The 18,928-nt window shown below is 62.6% G+C and carries 16 protein-coding genes; 8 read left to right on the top strand and 8 right to left on the bottom strand.

Translation table 11 applies throughout. The features are described 5' to 3' along the window. Positions 1 to 118: 118 nt before the first annotated feature. A complete protein-coding gene (locus tag FVE66_RS19140) occupies positions 119 to 673 on the top strand; it encodes a cob(I)yrinic acid a,c-diamide adenosyltransferase (protein ID WP_151449081.1) in 555 nt (184 codons plus the stop codon). A 92-nt stretch (positions 674 to 765) separates the two neighbouring features. On the opposite strand, the gene folE2 is transcribed toward FVE66_RS19140, so the two are convergent. The 4 genes from folE2 to FVE66_RS19120 are packed head-to-tail and all read right to left on the bottom strand — an operon-like array spanning position 766 to position 4,668. Then, positions 766 to 1,572: a GTP cyclohydrolase FolE2 gene (gene folE2 / locus FVE66_RS19135; RefSeq protein ID WP_151449080.1), complete on the bottom strand. Its 807-nt coding sequence runs from the start codon at positions 1,570 to 1,572 to the stop codon at positions 766 to 768. Between the two features lie 44 nt (positions 1,573 to 1,616). Further along, positions 1,617 to 3,485, bottom strand: a complete 1,869-nt coding sequence (gene dxs, locus FVE66_RS19130) for a 1-deoxy-D-xylulose-5-phosphate synthase (protein ID WP_151449160.1) — start codon at positions 3,483 to 3,485, stop codon at positions 1,617 to 1,619. Between the two features lie 11 nt (positions 3,486 to 3,496). Continuing rightward, entirely contained in the window at positions 3,497 to 4,414 is a 918-nt protein-coding gene (locus FVE66_RS19125) for a polyprenyl synthetase family protein (RefSeq protein WP_241673290.1), read from the bottom strand. Next, the gene (locus FVE66_RS19120) at positions 4,411 to 4,668 is read right to left on the bottom strand and encodes an exodeoxyribonuclease VII small subunit (protein ID WP_151449079.1); all 258 of its coding nucleotides are present in this window, start codon (positions 4,666 to 4,668) and stop codon (positions 4,411 to 4,413) included. Before FVE66_RS19120 ends, FVE66_RS19125 begins: the two co-directional genes overlap by 4 nt. A 287-nt stretch (positions 4,669 to 4,955) precedes the next feature. Between FVE66_RS19120 and FVE66_RS19115 the strand changes: the two genes are divergently transcribed. Together FVE66_RS19115 and FVE66_RS19110 are read left to right on the top strand one after the other, a co-directional pair. Then, entirely contained in the window at positions 4,956 to 6,062 is a 1,107-nt protein-coding gene (locus FVE66_RS19115; RefSeq protein WP_151449078.1) for an aromatic ring-hydroxylating oxygenase subunit alpha, read from the top strand. Next, a complete protein-coding gene (locus tag FVE66_RS19110; RefSeq protein ID WP_151449077.1) occupies positions 6,059 to 6,907 on the top strand; it encodes a sulfurtransferase in 849 nt (282 codons plus the stop codon). The genes FVE66_RS19115 and FVE66_RS19110 overlap by 4 nt, the downstream gene beginning before the upstream one ends. A 7-nt stretch (positions 6,908 to 6,914) precedes the next feature. Here the strand turns inward: FVE66_RS19110 and FVE66_RS19105 are convergent, their stop codons facing one another. The 3 genes from FVE66_RS19105 to polA all read right to left on the bottom strand — a co-directional run bounded on the left by FVE66_RS19105 (position 6,915) and on the right by polA (position 11,629). After that, positions 6,915 to 7,625, bottom strand: coding sequence for a ZIP family metal transporter (locus FVE66_RS19105; protein ID WP_241673297.1), 711 nt, complete (start codon positions 7,623 to 7,625; stop codon positions 6,915 to 6,917). Between the two features lie 194 nt (positions 7,626 to 7,819). Further along, the gene (locus tag FVE66_RS19100) at positions 7,820 to 8,704 is read right to left on the bottom strand and encodes a dienelactone hydrolase family protein (protein WP_151449075.1); all 885 of its coding nucleotides are present in this window, start codon (positions 8,702 to 8,704) and stop codon (positions 7,820 to 7,822) included. Positions 8,705 to 8,845: 141 nt separating this feature from the next. After that, on the bottom strand, positions 8,846 to 11,629 hold the full coding sequence (polA, locus tag FVE66_RS19095) for a DNA polymerase I (RefSeq protein WP_151449074.1): 2,784 nt from the start codon (positions 11,627 to 11,629) through the stop codon (positions 8,846 to 8,848). On the opposite strand from polA, the gene FVE66_RS19090 reads away from it, so the two are divergent. The 4 genes from FVE66_RS19090 to FVE66_RS19075 all read left to right on the top strand — a co-directional run bounded on the left by FVE66_RS19090 (position 11,628) and on the right by FVE66_RS19075 (position 14,732). Then, positions 11,628 to 12,365 carry an LOG family protein gene (locus FVE66_RS19090; RefSeq protein WP_151449073.1) on the top strand — a complete coding sequence of 246 codons (738 nt, stop codon included), beginning with the start codon at positions 11,628 to 11,630 and terminating at the stop codon, positions 12,363 to 12,365. The two genes, polA and FVE66_RS19090, sit on opposite strands and share 2 nt — an antisense overlap. A gap of 121 nt (positions 12,366 to 12,486) precedes the next feature. Continuing rightward, on the top strand, positions 12,487 to 12,927 hold the full coding sequence (locus FVE66_RS19085; RefSeq protein ID WP_151449072.1) for a DUF2782 domain-containing protein: 441 nt from the start codon (positions 12,487 to 12,489) through the stop codon (positions 12,925 to 12,927). A 41-nt stretch (positions 12,928 to 12,968) separates the two neighbouring features. Further along, positions 12,969 to 13,925, top strand: a complete 957-nt coding sequence (locus tag FVE66_RS19080; protein ID WP_151449071.1) for a homoserine kinase — start codon at positions 12,969 to 12,971, stop codon at positions 13,923 to 13,925. A 24-nt stretch (positions 13,926 to 13,949) separates the two neighbouring features. Further along, positions 13,950 to 14,732 (top strand): BPSS1780 family membrane protein, encoded by a 783-nt coding sequence (locus FVE66_RS19075; protein WP_151449070.1) that lies wholly within the window; start codon positions 13,950 to 13,952, stop codon positions 14,730 to 14,732. A 33-nt stretch (positions 14,733 to 14,765) separates the two neighbouring features. Here the strand turns inward: FVE66_RS19075 and FVE66_RS19070 are convergent, their stop codons facing one another. Beyond that, positions 14,766 to 17,069 (bottom strand): UvrD-helicase domain-containing protein, encoded by a 2,304-nt coding sequence (locus FVE66_RS19070; RefSeq protein ID WP_151449069.1) that lies wholly within the window; start codon positions 17,067 to 17,069, stop codon positions 14,766 to 14,768. Between the two features lie 389 nt (positions 17,070 to 17,458). On the opposite strand from FVE66_RS19070, the gene FVE66_RS19065 reads away from it, so the two are divergent. Then, positions 17,459 to 18,547 carry a hypothetical protein gene (locus FVE66_RS19065; RefSeq protein ID WP_206668793.1) on the top strand — a complete coding sequence of 363 codons (1,089 nt, stop codon included), beginning with the start codon at positions 17,459 to 17,461 and terminating at the stop codon, positions 18,545 to 18,547. Positions 18,548 to 18,928 lie beyond the last annotated feature (381 nt).

Below are 18,928 nucleotides of genomic sequence, written 5' to 3'. Positions count from 1 at the left end.
CCGGAAAATGGATGTGGCAGGCCGCTCGCCCGCCTCCCGGGCTGGCGAGAAACGACTGCCAAGCGAATACTGGAATTTTGCCTTATTCTCGGCCCAATCCATTTTTTATATCAAGGCCATGGGAAAGCGACTTTCGAAAATTGCCACGCGCACCGGAGACGACGGCACCACCGGCCTGGGCGATGGCAGCCGTACCGTCAAGGATGCGCTGCGAGTGCAGGCGATGGGGGATGTGGACGAACTGAATTCCCATCTCGGCCTGCTTCTGTGCGAGGACATGCCAGACGACCTGCGGGCCGAACTGTTGACCATACAGCATGACCTGTTCGACCTGGGCGGCGAGCTTTGCATTCCTGGCTACAGCCTGGTCAAGGAGAGCCACGTGGCCCGCCTTGACGCGTTGCTGGAAAAGTACAACGCCAAACTGCCTGCGCTGGAAGAATTCATACTGCCGGGTGGTTCGCGCGCCGCTGCACAGGCGCATGTCTGCCGCACCGTGTGCCGCCGCGCCGAGCGTTCGATCGTGGCGCTGGGCCGGTCCGAGGCGACCAATCAAGCGCCCGGCCAATACGTCAACCGGCTGTCGGATCTGTTTTTCGTGCTGGCACGAACGCTGAACCGCTTTGGCGGCGGCTCGGACGTATTGTGGGAAAAGGGGCGCAGCGGCTCCTGAAGGGAGTCGCGCGATCAAAAGGGGCGCAGCGGCTCCTGAAGGGAGTCGCTCGATCAAAAGGGGCGCAGCGGCTCCGGTCAGGAGTCGCGCGATCAGGCGGTGCGCTTGTCGAATTCGATCAGCGCATAGGCCGAATGATTGTGGATCGACTCGAAGTTCTCGGCTTCCAGCGCATAGGCGGCAATACGCGGATCGGCATTGAGCATGCCGGCCACGTCGCGCACCAGGTCTTCCACGAACTTCGGATTCTCGTAGGCGCGCTCGGTCACGTATTTCTCGTCCGGCCGCTTCAGCAAACCATACAGTTCGCACGATGCCTGCTCTTCAATCCCGGCAATCAGTCCATCGATCGGCAATTCCGCAGCAAGCACCGCATTCACCGTGATGTGCGAGCGCTGGTTATGCGCGCCGTAAGCCGAGATTTTCTTGGAGCACGGACACAGGCTGGTTACCGGAACCAGCACCTTCAGCGTCACCTCGACCTCGCCCTCACGAATCTCGCCGGTCAGGCCGACCTCGTAGTCCATCAAGCTTTCGACTCCGGACACCGGGGCCGTCTTGTTGACGAAATAGGGAAAGCTGACCTCGATGCGGCCGCTGCTCGCATCCAGCAACTGCACCATGCGCTGCAGCAGGCGCGTGAAGCTGCCGACGTCGAGCGGCGTGCGGTTTTCCTCCAGCAAGGCAATGAAGCGCGACATGTGCGTGCCCTTCTGGTCTTCCGGCAGGTGCACGTACATGTTCCAGGTTCCGACCGAAGGCTGGACGCCGTCGCCCGACTTCACCGAGACCGGGTACCTTACCCCCTTGACACCAACCCGCTGGATCGCGATGCGGCGCGTGTCGAGCGTGCTCTGGACGTCGGGAATGGCGGTGAGACTGAGATCGCGGGTATTCATGGCATTACCTGTATATGCAGGGGCTGCGCCCCTGGATGATGTTGTCATTGATTGTTGACGACCAGCCGCGGCTCGCCCTTGCCGAAGCGCTGCCTGATCGAGCCGGCAATGCCGGCTGCGTCCAGCCCGCATTGGGCCAGCAGCACTGCGGCGTCGCCATGATCGATAAATCGGTCCGGCAGGCCAAGATGCAAGACTGGTTTGACAATTCCTGCCTCGGCCAGCGCTTCCGCCACTGCCGACCCGGCGCCGCCCATCAGGCAGCCTTCCTCGACCGTGACGATGGCCTCGTGCGTCTGCGCCAACTGCAGCACCAGCGCGACGTCCAGCGGCTTGACGAAGCGCATGTTGGCCACGGTGGCATTGATCTCTTCCGCGGCGCCAATTGCCGGCGCCACCATGGTGCCAAAGGCAAGGATGGCAATGCCCTTGCCCGAGCGCCGCAGTTCACCGGTGCCGAGCTGAATGGTGTCGAGCCCCGGCTGCACCGCCGCGCCAATGCCGGCGCCGCGCGGATAGCGCACGGCGGCCGGGCCTTTGTGAAGGAATGCGGTGCTCAGCATCTGCCGGCATTCGTTCTCGTCGGAGGCGGCCATCACCACCATGTTCGGAATGCAACGCAGGTAGGCCAGGTCGTAATTGCCGGCATGCGTGGCGCCGTCGGCGCCGACCAGCCCGGCACGGTCGAGCGCGAAGGTAACGTCGAGATTCTGCAAGGCGACGTCATGAATCAGCTGGTCGTAGGCGCGCTGCAGGAAGGTCGAGTAGATCGCGACCACCGGCTTCACGCCCTCGCACGCCATGCCGGCGGCAAAGGTCACCGCATGCTGTTCGGCAATGCCGACGTCATGGTAGCGATCGGGGAAACGCTGCTCGAATTGCACCATCCCCGAACCTTCGCGCATGGCCGGCGTAATGCCGACCAGCCGCTTGTCATGCGCCGCCATGTCACACAGCCAGTCGCCGAACACCTGGGTGTAGGTCAGCTTGCCGGCCTTGGCCGGCTTGATGCCTTCTGCCGGGTTGAATTTCCCTGGTCCGTGATACAGCACCGGATCGGCTTCGGCCAGCTTGTAGCCCTGGCCTTTCCTGGTCACCACATGCAGGAACTGCGGCCCTTTCAGGTGGCGCAGGTTCTGCAGGGTCGGAATCAGCGATTCGAGGTCATGCCCGTCGATCGGTCCGATGTAATTGAAACCGAACTCCTCGAACATCGTGGCCGGCACCACCATGCCCTTGGCATGCTCCTCCAGGCGCTTGGCCAGTTCCAGCATGGGAGCCGGCAGCACCGACTTTCCGACGTTTTTTGCGGTTGCGTAGAACTTGCCCGACATCAGGCGCGCGAGGTAACGGTTGAGCGCCCCGACCGGCGGCGAAATCGACATGTCGTTGTCGTTCAGGATCACCAGCAGGTTGACGTCTTCATGCACGCCGGCGTTGTTCAGTGCCTCGAAGGCCATGCCAGCGGTCATCGCACCGTCGCCGATAACGGCGATCGCATGTCGCTGCTGGCCGAGCGTGCGCGCCGCCAGCGCCATTCCCAGCGCAGCGGAAATCGAGGTCGAAGAATGCGCCGTGCCGAAGGTATCGAACGGGCTTTCATCGCGCCGCGGGAAACCGGATATGCCGCCCTGCTGCCGCAGCGTATGCATCTGCTCGCGCCGGCCGGTCAGGATCTTGTGCGGATAGGTTTGATGGCCGACGTCCCAGACGATGCGGTCTTCCGGCGTGTTGAACACGTAATGCAAGGCAATCGTCAGCTCGACCGTGCCCAGGTTGGACGACAGGTGGCCACCCGTCTTCGATACCGAGTCCAGCACGAATGCGCGCAACTCGTCCGCCAGCGGCTTGAGCTGGGCGCGACTCAGGCGCCGCAAATCGGCCGGTCCGTCGATGTTCTTCAGTAGATCCATACTTTGCATATCTATGCTTTCCGGTGCACGATCAGGTCTGCCAGCTGGCGCAGGCGAATCGCGTCCTCACCCCACATTGCCACTGCAGCATGAGCTTCATTTCTCAACTGGGCTGCCAGCGCCCGCGATTGCTCCAGCCCCAGCATCGACACATAAGTCGGCTTGTTGTCCTGCGCATCCTTGCCCGCGGTCTTGCCCAGCGTCTGCGAATCGGCGGTAGCGTCCAGTACGTCGTCAACCACCTGGAAGGCCAGTCCGACCGCATTCGAGTACGCCTCCAGCGCAGCGCGCTCGGGCCCACCCAGCGAATCGGAACCGCATAGTGCCCCGAGCAACACCGAGGCCCGCAGCAGCGCCCCGGTTTTCAGCCTGTGCATCTGTTCCAGTTCCGGCAAGGACAGCGCGACACCCACGCTGGCCAGGTCGATCGCCTGTCCGCCGCACATGCCGGCCGAGCCGGCAGCCGAGGCCAGCAATGACACCATCGCCAGCCGGTTGGGCGCACTGCCTGCGCCGCCCGCCAGCACCATGAAGGCCTGCGCCTGCAAGGCGTCGCCCGCCAGCAGCGCCATCGCCTCGCCAAACTTGACGTGCACCGTCGGCTTGCCGCGCCGCAATTCATCGTCGTCCATGCAGGGCATGTCGTCATGCACCAGCGAATACGCGTGAATCATTTCCACCGCCGCCGCCGCGCTGGCCAAGGCTGCGGGCGGCGCCTTCACCAACTCTCCGGCTGCGAACACCAGCAGCGGCCGGACGCGCTTGCCGCCATCCAGCACCGCATAACGCATCGCTTCATGCAAGCTGGAGGGCACCTGTCCCGGCTGGGGAAGAAAGGAGTCCAGTGCCTCTTCCATCTGCGCCTGCACCAGCCCGGCCCACCCTGCAAAATCGTCTTGCGTCTCGTCTTGCCTCTTGTCTTGCCTCATTCGTCAGCCCCGGACTGCACACTATCTCCCGCAAACGGCTTGAGCATGTCGCCTTCCAGCACCTTGACCTGGTTCTCGACCCGATCGAGACGGGCCGCACAGAATTTGATGAGTTCCGAGCCGCGCTGGTAGGCGGCAATCGATGCCTCCAGCGGCAACTGGCCGGACTCCATCTGAGCCACCAGCTTGTCCAGTTCAGCCATCGCCTCCTCGAAGGATGCGGACGCATCGCCATTGACGGGGGGTTGTGCCATATATACATGCAGTCGGGGTGGTGAACCCTCTATTTTAGTCCAAACCCCCATTCCAGGTTCGCTCGCGGCATGACTGGGCGGCTGTCGGACATCAATTCTGTTGTTGCCCGCAAGAATGGCCATGGGCATTGATTCGCATTGATTGGCATTCGCTTAAGTATTTCGCGACAAGGGTCTCAGGGTATAATCGTCGGTTCTGTCCAAAATCTCCTCTTCATCTCGTTTGAACACAGGTTTTTGCGGATTCTTTCTCTCTTAGGTTGGTGCAAATTAATTTGGGGGTGGGGATGTCCGATTTGGCTACTCTTGCCAAACTCGCGCGCTCGAACGCGCAACTTCCGGTCGGCGTCTACTTTGACGAAAAGCTGCTGCAGCAGGAAACGCAGCTTCTATTCCAGCAGGGCCCGCGCTATGCAGGGCACGAACTCATGGTTCCCGGGAACGGCGACTTTGCAACCCTGCCATGGGAAAACGAAGGCCGGATGCTGGTGCGCAGCCCGCAGGGCATAGAGCTGCTGTCGAACGTATGCCGGCACCGGCAGGCGAAAATGTTCAATGGCCGCGGGCACGCCCGGAATATCGTCTGTCCGCTGCATCGCTGGACCTATGACCTGACGGGCCAACTTATAGGCGCGCCGCATTTCGGCGAGACGCCCTGTCTGAACCTGTCGAAAACGCCCCTGCAATCATGGAACGGCCTGCTGTTTGAAAAGAACGGCATGGACGTCGCCAGCATGCTCGGCGAACTCGGTGTGATGCGCGAACTCGACTTCAGCGGCTACATGCTCGATCACGTCGAGGTCCACGACTGCGATTACAACTGGAAGACCTTCATCGAGGTCTACCTCGAGGATTACCACGTCGAGCCGTTCCATCCGGGCCTGGGCAATTTTGTCAGTTGCTCGGACCTGAAATGGGAGTTCGGCGAACAGTACAGTGTGCAGACCGTCGGCGTGAACCAGTCGCTCCGGAAATCAGGCTCGCCGGCCTACCAGCGCTGGCAGGAGCAGGTGCTGAAGTTCCGCAACGGCGAAGCGCCGCCCTACGGCGCCATCTGGCTGACGCTTTACCCGAACATCATGGTCGAGTGGTACCCGCATGTGCTGGTGGTCTCGACCCTGTGGCCGAAGGGTCCGCAAAAGACCACCAACGTGGTCGAGTTCTATTACCCGGAAGAGATCGTGCATTTCGAGCGGGAATTCGTCGAGGCCGAACGCGCCGCCTACATGGAGACCTGCATCGAGGACGACGAGATTGCGCTGCGCATGGATGCCGGACGCAAGATCCTGCTCGACCGCGGCGTCAACGAAGTCGGCCCCTACCAGTCGCCGATGGAAGACGGCATGCAGCACTTCCATGAATGGTACCGCTCGCGCATCGAGGTCACGCCATGAGCACTGCCACATTGATCGGCGCCGCAGAACTGGCGGCGCACTTGCAGGACCCCGACTGGGTCGTGCTTGACTGCCGGCACGACCTTGGCGACCCGCAAACCGGTCGCCGCGCCTGGGAGGCCGGCCACATCCCGACAGCGCAGTACGTCGATATCGAGACCGAGCTTTCCGACAAATCGCCCGGTCCGAACGGCGAGTTCCGCGGCCGGCATCCGCTGCCATCGCCCGAAGCCTTCATCGCCACGCTGCGCCGCTGGGGAGTAAACCCGCAGTCGCAGGTGGTCGCCTATGACGCCCAGGGCGGCATGTTCGCGGCCCGGTTGTGGTGGATGCTGCGCTGGGTCGGGCACGAAGCCGTTGCAGTGCTCGACGGCGGCCTGGCGGCCTGGACTGCGTCTGGAAAACCGCTGTCGACCGACGCCGGGACGCGGCCGGCAGGCACAATCACGATACGGCCCTCGCTGGCCAGGACGGTCAATGCATCCGAACTTCTCGCGGCGTCGTCGCTGACCATCATCGATGCCCGTGCGCCGGACCGATTCCGCGGCGAGAACGAGACACTGGATCCGGTCGGCGGCCATATTCCGGGGGCGCGCAACCGCTTTTTCAAGGACAACCTCGACGCGGCCGGACGTTTCAGGCCGGCGAGTGAATTACGGGCGGAATTTTCGGCGCTGCTGGGCACGCCGGCGCTGACGGTCATGCAATGCGGTTCCGGCGTGACGGCATGTCACAACCTGCTGGCAATGGAAGTGGCCGGACTGGCCGGTGCCGCGCTGTATCCGGGATCGTGGAGCGAATGGTGCGCGGATCCGCAGCGGCCGGTAGCGACCGGCGCGGCCTGACCGGCTGCTAATGGCGCCCGGTGACCTGGGCCAGGAGCAGCACGATCACGACGCCGGCACTGATCAGGAAAACCTGTGGCACGGTCTCCCGTACCGTTGCCCGACGCTGCATCTGCGGCATCAGGTCGCTGACGGCGATATAGATGAAGCCTGACGAGGCCAGCACCAGCACATACGGAATCCACTGCGCGCCCTGGCCCAGCGTCAGGTACCCGACCACCCCGCCAATCACCGCCATCGCGCTCGACACCAGGTTGTACACATAGGCGCGGGCGCGGGTAAAGCCCGCATTCATCAGCACGATGAAGTCGCCGACCTCCTGTGGTATCTCGTGCGCGGTGATGGCAATCGCCGTAACCAGCCCAAGCTTCGGGTCGGCGATGAAAGCTGCCGCAATCAGTATCCCGTCAGTGAAATTGTGCAGGCCATCGCCGACCAGGATCATCCAGCCGGAGCGGCCGGCCTCGTGCCGGTCATGACCATGTTCATGCCCGTGACCGTCGCCCTCATGGTGGTGCGAGTGGCGCAGAATCGCCAATTTCTCCAGCAGGAAAAATCCGAACAAGCCGGCGAGCAGGGTTGCGAACAGCGTCCGCGGATCGGCTTGGGATTCGAATGCTTCGGGCAGCGCGTGCAGCAAGGAGGTCGCGAGCAGGATGCCGACCGACATGCTCACCATCCGGTCCACCATGCGCGACAGCAGTGAAAACGAGAACAGCGCGGCCGCACTGATGCTCAGCGCACCGGCAATCGCGGTGGCCAGCAGGATATAGAGCAGCGTGGAGTTGATGGGAACCTCGGTACAAAAACAAGCCGGAGATTATAAAGCATCGCTGGCGGGGTATTCGCAGACCCGGTGCAAACCCGGTGCAATCCCGGCGCGAACCCCGCCAAACCGCCAGTCCGCCGGCCTCAGCCGACGCCGTGCGTGCGGAACCAGCCCAGCGCCTTGTCCCAGCCGTCCTTCGCATCAGCCTGGACATAGCTGGGGCGGTAGTCCGCGTGGAACGCATGAGGCGAATTCGGATAGACGACAAACTGCGACCCGCTGCTGCCCTGGGCCAGCGCTGCCTTCATCTGGTCGACGCTGGCCAGCGGAATGCCGGTGTCCTTGCCGCCATAGAGTCCAAGCACCGGCACCTTCAGCTGCGGCCCGATATCGACCGGATGTCGCGGCGTCAGCGCAGTCTTGTCGCCCACCAGGCGGCCATACCAGGCGACACCGGCCTTCATCTGCGGGTTATGCGCGGCATACAGCCAGGTGATGCGGCCGCCCCAGCAAAAGCCGGTGATGCCAGCCTTTTGGGTATTGCCGCCGTTTTCCCGAGCCCAGGCCATCACGGCATCGAGGTCGCCCATCACCTGCTCGTCCGGCACCTTGGAAACCACTTCGCGGATCAGGTCAGCCATGGTGCCATAGGAAGTCGGATCGCCCTGGCGTATGAACAGCTCCGGCGCGAGCGCCATGTAGCCCTGCTTGGCAAAGCGGCGCGCGACGTCGGCGATGTGCTCGTGGACACCGAAAATCTCCGAGATCACCAGGATCACCGGCAATCCTGTCTTGCCCGCCGGCTGTGCCCGGTACACCGGCACGTTCTGACCCTTGACATTGATCGTCACTTCACCGGCAGTCAGGCCGGCGGTATCGGTCTTGACCACATTCTGCGCCACCACCGGCAATGCGGCAGCGGCGAATCCCGTCCCCAGCGCCGTCTTTATGAAGCCGCGGCGGTCAGTGCCCTCGCGCAGCGATGTAGCCGGGGCCAGACTGTCGATATCCCGTTCCATGTTACTCATTCTCCGCTCCTGTCGTCATGGTTGAAAATCCCGTCGCTGCCTGTCCCTGCCAGATCCAGCGTGCACTGGATCATAACGAGAATCACGGCGGCGCACAGGCGACCGCGGAGACCCCGGGCCCGGCCCCGCTGTCAATGCGCCTTAATGCGCTTCTTCCCAGTTCTTGCCCACGCCGACCTCGGCCAGCAGCGGCACCCGCAGCGCCGCCACACCTGCCATCAGCGCCGGAATGCGTTCCCGCACGACATCCAGTTCCTCGCCGGGCACTTCCAGCACCAGTTCGTCATGCACCTGCATGATCAGCAGGGTCTTCATGGCGGACTCTTCAAGCCAATGCTGGACCGCGATCATCGACAGCTTGATCAGGTCCGCCGCCGTGCCCTGCATCGGGGCATTGATCGCGGCGCGCTCGGCGCCTTGCCGGCGCGGGCCATTGGGCGAATTGATTTCCGGCAGCCACAGCCGCCGGCCAAACACGGTCTCGACATAGCCGTTTGCCTTGGCCTGCGCGCGCGTCTCGTCCATGAACTGCTTGACGCCGGCGAATCGCATGAAATATTTGTCGATGTACATCTGCGCTGCGCTGCGCTCGATGCCCAGGTTGCCCGCCAAGCCGAACGCGCTCATGCCGTAGATCAGCCCGAAATTGATCACCTTCGCATAGCGCCGCTGCTCGCTGGCGACATCGGCCGGGGCGATGCCGAAGATTTCGGCCGCGGTCGCGCGGTGGATGTCTTCACCCTGCGCAAAGGCGCGCAACATGTTCTCGTCGCCCGACAGGTGGGCCATGATGCGCAGCTCGATCTGCGAATAATCGGCAGAAAGGATCACGCTGCCCGGCGGCGCGATGAAGGCGTGGCGGATGCGCCGGCCTTCCGTCGTGCGCACCGGGATGTTCTGCAGGTTGGGATCGTTCGACGCCAGCCGGCCGGTGACTGCGGTCGCCTGGCCATAGTTCGTGTGTACCCGGCCGGTGCGCTGGTTGATCATGCGCGGCAGCTTGTCGGTGTAGGTGGACTTCAGCTTCGACAGGCTGCGATAATCCAGCAGCACCCGCGGCAAGGGATAATCTTCGGCCAGTTTCTGCAGCACTTCCTCGTCAGTCGATGGCGATCCGGACGGCGTCTTTTTCAGGACCGGCAACTTCAGCTTGTCGAAGAACACTTCGCCAATCTGCTTTGGCGATCCGAGGTTGAACGGCTGCCCTGCCAGTTCATAGGCCTGCTGCTCGATCTCCAGCATGCGCCGGCCCAGTTCGCCCGACTGCACTTCCAGCAGGTGGGCATCGACCAGCACGCCATTGCGCTCCATTTTCTGCAGGACGACCGCGGTCGGGATCTCTATCTTTTCATAGACGTAGCGCAGCTTGTCGCTCTGCTCGATGTGCGGCCACATGGCTTGATGCAATTGCAGCGTGACGTCCGCATCTTCGGCCGCATACTCGGTGGCGCGCTCCAGCTCGACCTGGTCGAAACAGATCTGCGAGGCGCCCTTGCCGCACACTTCCTGGAAGGTGATGGTCTTGCGCTCCAGGTGGCGCAGCGCCAGGCTATCCATGTCGTGGCTGCGGTGCGCTTCGAAAACATAGGATTCGAGCAGCGTGTCGTGCACGATGCCGCGCAATCCAATGCCGTGGTTGGCAAGCACATGGCTGTCGTACTTCAGGTTCTGGCCGACCTTTGGCTTGGCATCGTCCTCCAGCCATGGCTTCATGCGGGCCAGCACGTAGTCCCGGCCCAGTTGCTCGGGCGCGCCGGGATATTTGTGTGCCACCGGAATATAGGCCGCCACCCCGGGTTCGCAGCTCAGCGAGAGGCCGACCAGCTCCGCCTGCATCTGGTCCAGGCTGGTGGTCTCGGTATCGAATGCCGTGAGCGCAGCGCGGTCAATGCGCTGCAGCCAGGTGTCGAGCTGCTCTTGCGTCAGCACGGTCTCGTAGGCGACCGCCGGTACCGGCGCCACCGCCACTACCGTCGTCGAGGTCATGGGCGCATCGAACAGCCCGCCCTGCGCGCCGCTGGCCGGGGTTACAGCCGGGCCTCCGGCCTGGGTCGCCGGCCCCAGTTCCGCGTTCAGCTCGCGCAACCAGGTCTTGAAGCCATTGCGGGCGAAGAAGTCGCGCAGCGCCGGCCGGTCTTCCGGCTTGTGTGCGAGCGACTCCGGGATCGACGCCATGTGGCTGGTCAGGTCGCAGTCGGTCTTTACCGTGACCAGCACCCGCGCCTGCGGCAGCCAATCGAGCGCGCGGCGCAGGTTTTCGCCCACGGCGCCGCCGATCTTTTCGGCGCTTTCGATGATCGCATCAAGCGAGCCATACTGGCTGATCCACTTGGCTGCTGTTTTCGGACCCACCTTTTCCACGCCGGGCACATTGTCGACGGTGTCGCCGACCAGGCTCAGGTAGTCGACGATACGCTCGGGCGGAACGCCGAACTTCGCGATCACTCCCGCGCGGTCGAGGCGCTCGTTGCTCATGGTATTGACCAGCGTGACATGCTCGTTGACCAGTTGCGCCAGGTCCTTGTCGCCGGTGGAGACCACGGTCTGCAGGCCCTGCCTGGTGGCTTCCACGGTCAGCGTGCCGATCACGTCATCGGCCTCTATCCCCGCCACCTCCAGGATGGGCCAGCCCATGGCACGCACCGCTTCGTGGATCGGGCCGATCTGGCGCGCCAGGTCTTCCGGCATCGAGGCCCGATTCGCCTTGTATTCCGGGTAGAGATCGTCGCGGAAGGTCTTACCTTTTGCGTCGAACACGCACCCAATGTATGCTGCCGGATAGTCGCTGCGCAGCCTGCGCAGCATGTTGATCATCCCGTATATGGCGCCGGTAGGTGCTCCCTCCGCATTGCGCAGGTCCGGCAGCGCGTGGAACGCGCGGTAAAGATAGCTGGAGCCATCGACAAGCAGCAGGGTTTTATTCATGGAAATCAGCAGAAAGAAGGTGCCGTCGTTGCGGCATCTGAGCAACCCCGAGAAAGCTACCTCGAAGAAGGCCAACGAGTCGTGGCAAATGTTCACGATTATGGCAGAGTTTATCGACTCGGCCGAACGTCTCTCGGAGCTGCGGCCGGCGGTCTCCATCTTCGGCTCCGCCCGCATGGGACCGGCATCCCCCTACTATCAGACCGCACTGGAAATTGCCCGCCGCCTGTCCGATGACGGCTTTGCGGTGATCTCGGGCGGCGGCCCCGGCATCATGGAAGCAGCGAACAAGGGCGCATACGAAGGAAACTCGCCGTCGGTGGGACTGAACATCGAACTACCGCGCGAGCAGCACAACAATGCGTGGCAGAACATTTCCATCAACTTCCGCCACTTTTTTGCGCGCAAGGTAGCTTTCGTCAGATATGCGGATGCTTATGTGATCCTGCCGGGCGGTTTTGGCACGCTCGACGAAGTGACCGAGGTGATGACGCTGATCCAGACCGGCAAGACGCGCCGCATTCCCGTCATCCTGGTCGGTACCCGGTTCTGGCAGGGACTGCTCGACTGGATGAAGGAACAGATGGTCGGCAACGACACGATCGAAATGCAGGACCTCGAACTGGTCCAGCTGATCGACGAGCCGATCAACGTGGTCAATGCAATTTATGCCTTTTACGAGGAGCGCGATATCGTCCCGTCCGAAACGGAACATCCGAGCAGCAGCTTTTTGTAATGTTTTTGCCAGCCGCCGCAGGGAGCGCGCTGCGGGCTGCGTTACAATCCGGTTTGTCACATTGACCCGAGAATGTCGCGCAGCCCCCGCTCGCGTGGCATTCCGTTTCCGGCAAATATCCATGCATACCCTGCGCGCCCGATCAATTGCGATCGCCCTGATTACCGGCTGCGGCATCCTTGCCGCCAACGCCGCCATGGCCCAGTCGCGGGCCGACACGCCGCCGCCACCACGGCTTGAAAAGCTGGAGGAAGGCGACGCCCCTGCGATCACCATTCCAGGCAAGTCTTCCGAGCAACAGATCCAGGAAACGCGCGAAAATGGCCGTGTGACCTCGGTACGCGTGACGAGTGGCGGCAGCACTTATTACGTAACGCCCAACGCGCCCAAGGGCAGCGCCCAGCCCGGCGACGTGCAGAGCACCAGCAACCGGCCAGCGCAGTGGCAAATAATGGAGTTCAGTGCCGACCGGCAAAAGGATGCCCGTGGCGAAGCCGCGGCAGCAGTCCCTGCGCCGCCGCCAGCCGCAGCTCCAGCACCGCCAGCACCAGCGGCTCGCTGAAAAGCCGGCCCGCATCCGATCCAGATCCGCTGCTTCCATACATGGCTGTCTTCACTCCCGTCACACTCGATGATTTCCGCGCCTGGGCGGCGCAATTCCCGATCGGGGAAGCGCTCGCCATCAAGGGCATCGCTTCCGGCATAGAAAACAGCAATTTCTTCGCCACCACCAGCACCGGCGAATACGTGCTGACCATCTTTGAGAAGCTGACTTTCGAGCAGTTGCCGTTCTACCTGAACCTGATGCGCCACCTGGCCGAACGGGGCGTTCTGGTGCCGGCGCCGATCGCCAGCCGCGCCGGCGCGCTGATCACGCCGCTGCACGGCAAGCCGGCTTCGCTGGTGACGAAGCTGGAAGGAAGCCACCAGATGGCCCCCGGCCCGGTCCATTGCGCCGCCGTCGGCGACATGCTGGCGCGGATGCACCTGGCAGCGCGCGACTTTCCCATGCAGCAACCGAACCTGCGCGGAATCGACTGGTGGAATGAAACCACCCCGGTCGTGCTGCCCTTCCTGGACGACAGCAACCAGCACCTGTTGCGGGCGGAAATGCACTTTCAGGAAAGTTTTGCCGCGACACCTGCCAGCCATCACCTGCCGCGCGGGCCGATACACGCCGACCTGTTCCGCAATAACGTAATGTTCGATGGCGAACGCCTGACCGGATTTTTCGACTTCTATTTCGCCGGATGTGACAGTTGGCTGTTCGATGTCGCGGTGACCGTCAACGACTGGTGCATCGATCTCGACGACGGCACGCTCGATGCAGGCCGTGTGCGAGCCATGCTCGAGTCTTACCATAAGGTACGGCCGTTCACCGCAGATGAACACACTGCCTGGCAGCCGCTGCTGCGCGCCGCCGCGCTGCGCTTCTGGCTGTCGCGCTTGTACGACCTGCACCTGCCGCGCGACGCCGAACTGCTGACGCCGCACGACCCATCACATTTCGAACGGATACTGCGGGAGCGCATCGCGCACGCGGCACCGCCACTCTACTAAGCCGGTTCCCGGCACTACAGGCAAATGGAAAAAATCCCGGCGCGTACCGGCTGGCTCTGGATCAAGGAAGGCTTTGCCCTGTTCCGCCGCCAGCCAGCTGAAATGTCCACGCTGTTCCTCAGTTACATGATGCTGATGCTGCTGGTCGGCGTGGTGCCCTTGCTTGGGCAAGTGCTGCCGCTGATGCTGATTCCCGTGTTTTCGATTGCATTCATGCAGGCTTGCGCCAATGTGGAATCCGGGCGCCGCGTCACCCCCAAGCTGCTGGCGATCGGTTTCCGCTCGCCAGCCTTGCGCCGGCTGCTGATGCTGGGCCTGCTGTATGTGGTGCTGGCATCGATGGCCGTGGCCGCCTCCAGCCTGGTCGATGGCGGCACCTTCCTCAGCATGATGGCCGGCCGAACGCCGGCGGATGCAAAAACCATACAGGAATCGGACATGATGTCCGGCATGCTGGTCGCCGGCCTGCTGTACACACCGGCGGCCATGGCCTTCTGGTATGCGGCGCCACTGGTCGCCTGGCACGACATGGGCGTGGCCAAGGCGGTGTTCTACAGCTTCTTCGCTGTGCTGCGTGCTGGCCGCGCCTTCCTGGTCTATGCGCTGGCGTGGATCCTGGTGGGTGTCGTGCTGCCGGTATTGTTCAGCTCATTGCTGGCGCTGATCATCGGCCAGCCCATCGTCACCGTGGTGGTGCTGCTGCCGCTGTCCATCCTGCTGACGGTGGTCATGTATTGCTCGTTCTATCCGACGTACACGCATGTGTTCGGCCGGGAACGGATTCCGGCGATGCCTGCGGCAGCTTGAACCGCAGGCCGCCCGTCCCGATACCGAGCCGGGCTACGACACCAGCGGCGTCCTGTCCAGCTTCGCAATCGACAGGTCGAGCAACTTCATCCCATGCCGGCCGAAATTGATGCTGGCCCGCGCATTCGTTCCGCCGCCCTCTATCTGCACGATCACCCCCTCGCCGAACTTGGCGTGATAAACGGTCTCGCCAGCGCGCCAGCCGACGTCCCGCTTGCTGCTGATGTTCTGCGCAATCGCATTGGCTCCGTTTTGCGGCTCGTCGGCCCAGGCACTGGCGCCGGCCCCGGACCGGGCAAACCAGTGCGGCTGTTGCTGCACCCTCGGCGACAGCCATTTGACCGCCTCCTCCGGCAACTCGGCCAGGAAGCGGGATTTCACGTTGTAGCGGGTTTGCCCGTGCAGCATGCGGGTCTGGGCGAAGCTGATGAACAGCCGCCGCCGCGCGCGGGTGATGGCCACGTACATCAGCCGCCGCTCTTCTTCGAGACCGCCCTGCTCCTGCGCGCTGTTCTCATGCGGGAACAGGCCCTCTTCCAGTCCGGTGATGAACACTGCGTCGAATTCCAGTCCCTTGGACGAATGCACCGTCATCAGTTGCAGCGCATCCTGCCCGGCCTGGGCCTGGTTGTCGCCGCCTTCCAGCGACGCATGCGACAGGAACGCCGACAGCGGCGACAGGATGGTCGCCAGCGGCGCATCCGCATCGATCACTTCGGTTCCGTCGCCCTGCACCAGTGCCGGTCCGGCTGGCACGCTGACGGCCGGGCCAAGCAGGGCCGGCGCATCGGTCGCGAAGCCTTCCTCGGAAATGAACAGCGTGGCCGCGCTGACCAGCTGTTCCAGGTTCTCGATCCGGTCGGCGCCCTCCTTCTCGTTCCGGTAATGGTCCAGCAAGCCGCTCATCTCGAGCACCACCTGGACCGTTTCCGGCAGCGGCAGGCGCTGCGTCTCGAAGCGCGCACCCTCGATCAACTTGATGAAAGCGCCGAGCGAACTGCCGGCCTTGCCGGCCACATGAGGAACCGCTGCATACAGGGAGATGCCGTACTGGCGTGCAGCATCCTGCAGGTGCTCGATCGACTTGGCGCCGATGCCGCGGGTGGGAAAATTCACGACGCGCAGGAAGGCCGAATCGTTACCCGGATTGTCCATCAGCTGCAGGTAGGCGATCGCGTGCTTGACCTCGGCGCGTTCAAAGAAGCGCTGCCCGCCGTAGACGCGGTAAGGCATGCCGGCGCTGAACAGCGCATGTTCCAGCACCCGCGACTGTGCATTCGACCGGTACAGGATCGCGATCTCGCTGCGCGCGGCGCCCTCGCCGATCAGGCTCTTGGCCTGCTCGACTATCCACTGCGCTTCCTGCAGGTCGCTGGTGGCCTCGAATACCCTCACCTGTTCGCCATGCCCGGCGTCAGTGCGCAGGTTCTTGCCGAGCCGCTTGCTGTTGTTGGCGATCAGCAGGTTGGCCGAGTCGAGGATATGTCCGTGCGAACGATAATTCTGTTCCAGCTTGATCAGGTTCTCGACCCGGAACTCGCGTTCGAAGGCGGACATGTTGCCGACATTGGCGCCACGGAAAGCATAAATGCTCTGGTCATCGTCACCAACCGCGAACACAGCGTTGTGCTCACCGGCCATCAGCTTCAGCCATTTGTATTGAAGGTCGTTGGTGTCCTGGAACTCGTCCACCAGGATGTGGCGGAAACGGGCCTGGTAATGCTCCCTCAACGGCTGGTTGCGTGACAGCAGCTCGTAGGTGCGCAGCAGCAGTTCGGCGAAATCCACCACGCCTTCGCGCTGGCACTGCTGGTCATAGGCTTCGTACAGTTCAACGAAGCGCCGGTTGTACTCGTCATTGGCCTCGACGTCTCGGGCACGCAGTCCCTGGTCCTTGGCGCTGTTGATGAAGTACATCAGGTTGCGCGGCGGGTATTTCTCGTCATCGACGTTGAGCGACTTCAGCAAGCGCTTGATGGCGGACAACTGGTCCTGGCTGTCGAGGATCTGGAAAGTCTGCGGCAGCGCCGCGTCGCGGTAGTGCGCGCGCAGCAGCCGGTTGCAAATGCCGTGGAAGGTGCCAATCCACATGCCGCGGGTGTTGATCGGCAGCATGGCCGACAGCCGCGACATCATTTCCTTGGCCGCTTTGTTGGTGAACGTCACGGCCAGAACGCCAGCCGGCGACACCTGCCCGGTCTGGATCAGCCATGCAATGCGGGTGGTCAGGACGCGGGTCTTGCCCGAGCCGGCGCCGGCCAGGATCAGCGCGGATTGCTGCGGGAGGGTGACGGCGGCGAGTTGCTCTGGATTGAGGCCAAGGAGGAGGTTTTGCATCTTGGGATTATACCGGGCGGGTCGAGGGAGCCCAAGCAAGGCACGCTGTTCGTTTATGGAACAAAAGTTCGTTAAATGTTACTCATTGCCCATTCGGCGGCGCGGTCACGCGACAGGCGTGGAAAGTACCCCCTTGATTGCCAGGTAATCGGTCCACAAGCGGAAGGAGTGCACAAGCAATGGGATCTCCCAAAATATCATCCTCGGCCGGTCATGTTCCAAGCCCCGCCAGCGCCCCGAATGCGCCATCGCCGGCTGCCGGCAACAATACCCGGGTGCTTTTTCTACGCAACCTGCAGCAATCCAGCAAGTTCGATTTGTCAGATGCAATTACCAAGGAAAGCAGGAATGATCCAGGGAGCGTTCCCACTGCAGAATCCCGGGCACGCATGGACGCGATCAAGGAGAACTTCCAGTCGAATCTTGAGAAACGCGAAATCCTGAAGTTTCGCTTTCCCGGACCAGATCCAAGGAATGTGCGATCGCCGATGCCAAATGCAACTGACAACACCGGACAAGCGACACCAGCTAGCAACAAAAAGGCAGGCAATCGCGTTTCCTGGGCTCCGTCCGGGAAACTGGCCCAGGAAAGGACATACCAGGTCCCCGCAAATACGAAGCGAAGCGAACTGGACGCCAAACTGGAGGCAGCGTTGAAAGGCCTGGGGACGACGCCATCCTCGAGCACTGCGCCCAAAGGCATGCCCAGATCAAGCGGGAAGGCAAGCGCGCCGCAAACCAAGGCAAAAGTCGCCCAACTCGAAGCTGACGCCCTTCTTGCTCTCGACCATCTCCAGGCCGACCTGGAAACTACGGAACTCGACAGGGAGTTGAAAGAACTTGAGGATCAACTCGAACAACCAGTGGCTGCCCAAGGATCGACGAACTCCGCCACCGCCTCGATCAACAATGACGGGCAGGACCTTGACGCCGAGCTCGACGGACTGGAGGCAATGTTGCCTTCCAGGCAGGAATCCCTGGGCCAGAAAATTGACCAGCTGCTGGCCCCGCTGGTTGGCCACATGTCAAAGCCCCAAATAATCGCCGCCAAGGGAAACAGGCCGTCGACCGCCGCTGATGATCTCAAGGAAATAGATGACCTGATCGGGCAGCTGGAGGGGAAGCCGGATTCAAGCAAACGACAAGCCGCCCCGGCCAAGGCGAGCAAAAAAGCTTCGCTCCAGGCGGAGGACGAGTTGTCGATCCATCCGGATGTCGAAGTCTCGCGCGCCGAGGTGTTGGGCATTTCGGCGCGGCATCACAATATCTTCAAGGGCGAGAAGATCGGCATCAAGGCTGCGGCAGCTTTTGCCAGGGAGTTGTCCGAAGTGCTCACCGCCGGCCATGTACGGGGAGCGTCCCTGATCGCGGGAGAGATGCGTGCCTACGTGGCGAAGGCCGAGGTCAGGCACCGTAATGTTGTGCCCGCCGCAGAGATCAAGCGCCTGCTGGATGCAATCATGGAAAAACTTCAGTAAGCCAGTGCCCCTGGCAAGACCGGCGACGCCATGGGATTCAACGGCTGGATGTCCTGGACGGAGGGAGGCGTTGCTCCACCTCTTGAGCTTGCCCCGAAGCCTGGACGCTGCCGACAAGCGCAACCATGTCGGCATCTGTTCGACCGGGAGCCCGAATTTTCGGTTCCCCCGATCACAAGCCGGGCACCGCAGTAATCGATCCGAATGGAGACCTGTAATGATTCACCCCTTGATCCCGCCGCCGGCCCACTTGGCGCTCGACCGCCGCCGAAATCCAGTGGCAAACCGGTCGCCAGGCCCCCCCCCAGCCGATCTTTCTGAAAAATGCGGCCCGGCAGCCTCACCATTCGCAAGGAGTGCTGAGCAAGCAGGACGCGAAGA

Origin of the sequence: Lacisediminimonas profundi, assembly GCF_008831265.1 — a bacterium.
Classification (GTDB): Bacteria; Pseudomonadota; Gammaproteobacteria; order Burkholderiales; family Burkholderiaceae_D; genus Lacisediminimonas; species Lacisediminimonas profundi.
The sequence above is the reverse complement of the archived record's forward strand: the minus strand, read 5'-3'. Positions and strand labels throughout refer to the sequence as shown.